Genomic DNA, 5,601 nt, shown 5'->3' with positions numbered 1-5,601 from the left:
CAAAAAATGCATCAAAAAATGTAGAGGTCACACAACAAAACATTACAGAAATATCCAAAAAACAAAAATTCCTGCAAAATAATCGTTTATACTTTACTTTGGGACTGTGCCTCGCCGTTCTTATTATCTATTCTCAAACATTTTATTATCAGTTTGTGAATTTGGATGATTCTTTATTAACGAGACATGCGGATTATTTTAAAAGCATACAAAACATCTGCATTGGCTTTGTGCATTCTTATTGGTTAGAATATTACAGGCCTGTTTTGGGCGCTTCTTTCATTCTAGATAGTCAGGTGGTCAATATATCTGCGGATATGTATCATATTTCTAATGTTTGTATTCATCTTTTCGTGTGCATAGTATTGTTTTTCTTTCTGCAGAGATGGGGTTATTCGCAGTTATTTTCTTTTTTGGGGGCTTTAATTTTTGCTGTTCATCCTCTTTTTACTCAAGCCATCGGCTGGGTATTTGGCAGGAATGATACTTTATTGGGGTTCTTTTGTCTGTTGAGCATGTGTATGGGGCTTCTCTTTTTTGAAAAGAAAAAAATTGTTTTTTTATTTTTCTTTGCAATCAGTTTTTTTCTGGTCTTATTAACCAAAGAAACGGGGGTAGTTTTACCCATCATCTGCATTGCTATTCCTTTTGTTCATAAACAAATATCCTTCCGAGAGAGATACTTAGAAATGGTGGTCTTCTGTATTGTCACGATCTGTATCGTAATAGTTTGGTGGATGCTGCGTTCTTTTGCCTTAGAAAATGCGTCTACTTTACTTCACTACGAAAGGTTTCGAGATGTAGAATACGGGTGGAATGTATTCTTGCATAATCTTCCCCTTCTCAGTGAGTCGGTTGCAAAGTTTTTTGTGCCAATATCCCTTTCCACTTGGTCTACCTATTCTGTTTTTACTACCACTTTGGGAATAATAGTAATTGGGTTATTATTTTTGGTAGGATATTGGTTTCAGATTCCATGGAAGATGGTACTGTGGCTTCTGGTTTGGTGGATTATTTTTTTACTTCCTCCTATGGTTTTTATCAATACGAGTTTGCCTCTCTCTGATTACTTGGAACATAGAATATATGTATCTGCTATAGCATATATTTTTTTTATATTGGAAATAATTACTTCTTTAGAAAAACATGCGAATCGGATTCTGTTTTTGTGTATATGTATTGCGATTGCTTTGGGTACGAAGACGTTTTTTTATGTAAAGACATTTGAAAATGAAAAAACCTTTTGGACGAATGCAACGGAAAGTTCTCCTACAAGAGCCGATGCTTGGGGTATATTGGGCTGTTATTATTATGATAAAGACAAAGATTATGTAAATGCAGAGAGGTGTCTCAAAAAATCTGTAGCTTTGAATACTCAAGATGCCGATTTATTCTTTCGTTTAGGGGTTATTTTGGAAACAAGAGAATCTACAGATAGTGCAAAAATGTATTATAAAACAGCATTAGCAAAAGACAGCACGAAGTTAGATGCCGCATATAATATAGGTCTTTTGTTTGGCAAGGAAAACTATTACGACAGCTCTTGTATCTATTTAGAAAAGGTAGTTCGTATCAACCCAAAGTATTGGGAAGCGCTGCTTGGATTAGGAATTATTGCTTATAATTATCACCAATATCAGACTGCGGAATTATATTGGAAGCAGGTTTTAGAAATAAATCCTCAATACACACAAACCTATCATAATCTTATCTCTCTCTATTCTCTGCTGAATAATACCGCAGAAGTAGAAAGATATTCTCAGCTTTTGAAAGAACTAGAAAAACAATAATAATGTAACAGATAATGAATAGTACAAACAGTGTAATTAAAGAAAATAAATTTATGAGTAAAAGATTAGTGCGGTTTGATTAAGCAATAGAAAACATATTATACTAATTCCATTAAAAAATTAGAAAATAATTTGAAAAATAATAAAAATTGCAATACAATATTATTTTTATTGAAAGATGAAACCGTTATGAAAATAATTATATCAGAAAAAGATTTAGAATTTTTTAAAGAAACTCGGCAGAAACCCCATTATGTCAGAGTATATAAAAAAAATAACAGCACTACTTATACTTGTAAATGAAAAATTGAAAAAATAGTCCTATCTACCTATATCTAACACTCCCGAATCTTGAATATAATAATTATCAATTACTCAAGATGCCTAATGTAATTTACCATTACCATTTTTTAACACAAAATCATTTTTTAAAACTTACTACAAAATAAACAATACACAAATAAATACATAAAACGTGGAACATAGACTTCATATAACACGCATAAAGATATTTTTTGCAAAGATATTATATAAAATAGTTACCCTTTTTTATCAAAAAGAAAAGCAAAATATAGTAAGAAAGGGAGTACGTTATCAAGTAGATTTATCAGAAGGTATAGAACTTTCTCTGTTTTTATTTGGAGGTTTTCAAAAATATATTACTACCAATAGATATTTTAAAATACAAAAAGATTCTATCATTTTTGATATAGGTGCAAATGTAGGAGTTATGACACTCCCTTTTGCTCAAATGGTGCCAAATGGTTCTGTATATGCTTTTGAACCTACTTTTTATGCTTTAGAGAAGCTCAAGAAAAATGTTTCTTTAAATCCAAACTTATCTAAAAATATACATATTTTTCAATGTTTTCTATCAGAAGAATCAAAAAAAAATGCTCACATCACTGCTTACAGTAGTTGGAAAATAAATGGAAAAAATAATAAAGAAAACCATACCATACATTGTGGAACTGCTATGAATAGTGAAAATGTGTATTCTATTACCTTAGATGATTTTGTAAAAGAACATAACATCCCAAGAATAGATTTTATAAAAATAGATACAGATGGACATGAACCGATGGTATTAAAAGGTGGTAAAAAAACCATTCAAATCTTTAAACCCATCATCATATTTGAAGTAGGTATGTATGTGCTAAAAGAAAAAAATATAGATTTTATTTTTTACGTAAATTATTTTGATGATTTAGGATATACTTTATACGATACTAAAACAGAGAAAAAAATATTAGCATCCAATTACAGCAAATACATTCCTCAATACGGAACTACAGATATAATAGCAATAATACAGAAATAGAATTATCTCATAAAACACAAAAATCATATTTGAATTTGTAAAATAAATGAGAATAATATTATATAGTATTTTTTGAGCCCATTATATCTATTAAATAAATATATAAACTACTAGTGATTAATTTTTATGACATTACCATTATTTGAGGGGTATCTGACAGAAGAAGAAGAAGAGTATTTGATAAAAACACCTTGTGTATATGTTCCGCTTCTTCTTGCGGGAGCAGACGGAATTATTGATAGAGATGAAGAAAAAAAAATAATAGGAATGGGAGCATTTTATAAATCTAAAATAAATACTTCCACTCTGTTAGGAAGATATTATGAAAGGGTATACCATATCCCATACAATAAGTACTGTAGAGAGGTGATGCATCTATTTTTAAGACGAAACTTTATAAGTACTCATTTTGAACAGAATCAAAAAAGCACTGTACAATCTTTCAAGAAATGGGAGATAAAATCTTTACAACAAAAAAATAAGGTGCTTTGCATAGGAGAACTTCTCCGTATGAATGAAATATATCCCAAATTAGGAAAAGAATTCTCCTACTCTTTATTTCAAGATTTCTTAGAAGTAGCAGAGATTATTGCAAAATCTTCAGGAGGTTTTTTAGGGGTAGGTACTATTAGTAAAGAAGAAAGAGATTTCTTATCTTTAGATTTTATCAATCCCCATACATTAAACTTCGATTCTGATGAATACACAAAATAAAAACAACCCATACAAAAATATGCACATAGAACATATAGGCATTGCCACCAAAGATATACAAAACTCTCGTAAGATATTTGAAACACTTTTACAAACAAAAGTATATAAAGTAGAAGAAGTGGAAACAGAGCAAGTTACCACTGCTTTCTTAAAACTAGAAAATACTAAAATAGAATTATTGCAAGGAAAAGAAGGCACCAAAAATGCTATTAGCACATTTATAGAAAAAAAAGGAGAAGGAATACACCACATTGCCTTTGAGGTGAAGGATATATATAAAGAGATAGAGAGGTTAAAAAAAGAAGGATTTGTACCTATTCATGAAATCCCACGAAAAGGTGCAGATAATAAAATGGTTTGCTTTTTTCATCCAAAGCAAACCAATGGAGTTCTTATAGAAATCTGTCAAGAAATAAAATCATAGCATGATACATTTTCTTACTGCATCACTCATAGACAACATAGCCGAAAAGGGCTTTGGTATGATAGATAATTTTTTGACGACTGCCAATGCGGATGGATTATTAACAGAAATGAATTGGTATAGGGAACAACACCTTTTCAAAACAGCTGGGATAGGAAGTATGTCGCAGTATCAGAAAAACAAAGACCAAAGAGGCGATAATATACTGTGGGTGAGCGAAAGCAAAGAAACCCCTTTTGTCAATAACTTCCTTTGTCAAATAGATAGTATAGTACAGGCAATAAATAAAGAATTCTTTTTGGGCATCAAGAACAAAGAATTTCATTTTACATTTTATCCGGTGGGCAGCTTCTATAAACGTCATAAAGACCAATTCTATAATAATGATGCGAGGAAAATCAGTATAGTTTGTTATTTGAATAAAACATGGACCGAGCAAGATGGCGGGCAACTGAGGCTCTATGATAACGACGGTTCTTCTTCGTTTCTTGATATATTTCCCATCTTCGCAAGATTAGTTTGTTTCAGAAGTGATACCATAGAGCATGAGGTACTTCCCGCATCAAAGGAACGTCTTAGCATTACGGGCTGGCTCCGCAGCGATCTGCCCTCTGTTTTATAGAAATATCTTTTTGCTCATCTCAACTCTTTCTCATGTATTTGCTTGGTGTTTCTTAAAAAAAACAAAAAAATGAGTATCATCCTATAAAAAAAGCAAGTTATTTTTTAATATACTTGCAGATACAATACCAGCTGTTTCGGTCCTGAGTATATTTTGTCCTAAACTCACGGGTATAATCCCTTCTTTCCTTGCTTCCTCTAATTCTTCCTTGGTAAAATCCCCTTCCGGTCCTATAAATATCTTTTGATTTTCTATTGCTCCTATTTTTTTTAAAATGTGATTTTGCATACTTTCATTTGCTGTTGCTATGTAGGCAATTTCATCTTTTTTCTTGTTTTGGATACAAGATACAAAAGAATCTAGAGGGTATATATCTGTTTTTATGAAATTTTTTGACTGCTTGAGAGCACTTATAGTAATTTTTTCTAATCTTTCTAACTTTATCGTATCTCTTACGGAGTTTTTACATTCCATAAATGTTATTTTGTCCACCCCCAGCTCAGCTGCTTTTTCTACAAACCATTCTATGCGTTCCATTTGCTTGGTAGGGGAAATGACTATATGCACAAAAGGAGGAGTATGGGTAAAAGTATCTTTTGTTTGCACCTTCACAAGGCATTTTTTTGCATTTCCGTCTATTATTATACCGTAGAATATATTCCCCTTCCCATTTACTATATGTATAAGGTCATTCTTTTGATGTCTCAATACTTTTATACAGTGGTGAGAT

At 31.4% G+C, this 5,601-nt stretch carries 6 protein-coding genes; 5 read left to right on the top strand and 1 reads right to left on the bottom strand.

The genetic code is table 11. From position 1 onward, the window contains the following. The 5 genes from QM536_08370 to QM536_08350 form a co-directional block, all read left to right on the top strand. The coding region (locus tag QM536_08370) for a glycosyltransferase family 39 protein (GenBank protein MDI9357019.1) at window positions 1-1,790 on the top strand (1,790 nt) is incomplete at its 5' end. A gap of 475 nt (window positions 1,791-2,265) precedes the next feature. Beyond that, window positions 2,266-3,111 carry an FkbM family methyltransferase gene (locus tag QM536_08365; GenBank protein MDI9357018.1) on the top strand — a complete coding sequence of 282 codons (846 nt, stop codon included), beginning with the start codon at window positions 2,266-2,268 and terminating at the stop codon, window positions 3,109-3,111. Between the two features lie 126 nt (window positions 3,112-3,237). Beyond that, complete coding sequence (locus QM536_08360; GenBank protein MDI9357017.1) at window positions 3,238-3,825, top strand: hypothetical protein; 588 nt, start codon at window positions 3,238-3,240, stop codon at window positions 3,823-3,825. Window positions 3,826-3,844: 19 nt separating this feature from the next. Then, window positions 3,845-4,249 carry a methylmalonyl-CoA epimerase gene (mce, locus tag QM536_08355; GenBank protein ID MDI9357016.1) on the top strand — a complete coding sequence of 135 codons (405 nt, stop codon included), beginning with the start codon at window positions 3,845-3,847 and terminating at the stop codon, window positions 4,247-4,249. A gap of 1 nt (window position 4,250) precedes the next feature. Further along, a complete protein-coding gene (locus QM536_08350; GenBank protein ID MDI9357015.1) occupies window positions 4,251-4,871 on the top strand; it encodes a 2OG-Fe(II) oxygenase in 621 nt (206 codons plus the stop codon). Window positions 4,872-4,952: 81 nt separating this feature from the next. On the opposite strand, the gene QM536_08345 is transcribed toward QM536_08350, so the two are convergent. Further along, window positions 4,953-5,601, bottom strand: a 649-nt coding sequence (locus QM536_08345) for an RsmE family RNA methyltransferase (protein MDI9357014.1), incomplete at its 5' end; no start/stop codon positions are given.

This window comes from Chitinophagaceae bacterium (assembly GCA_030053935.1).
In the GTDB taxonomy this organism is placed as follows: domain Bacteria; phylum Bacteroidota; class Bacteroidia; order Cytophagales; family JASGCU01; genus JASGCU01.
Note: the sequence above shows the minus strand (reverse complement) of the source record. Positions and strands in the feature narration are given on the sequence as shown.

What these genes read in the sequence shown, in the direction of transcription:
- QM536_08360 (MDI9357017.1), top strand. Translation starts at nt 3,238, where the DNA reads ATGACATTACCATTATTTGAGGGGTATCTGACAGAAGAAGAAGAAGAG.
- mce (MDI9357016.1), top strand. Translation starts at nt 3,845, where the DNA reads ATGCACATAGAACATATAGGCATTGCCACCAAAGATATACAAAACTCT.
- QM536_08350 (MDI9357015.1), top strand. Translation starts at nt 4,251, where the DNA reads ATGATACATTTTCTTACTGCATCACTCATAGACAACATAGCCGAAAAG.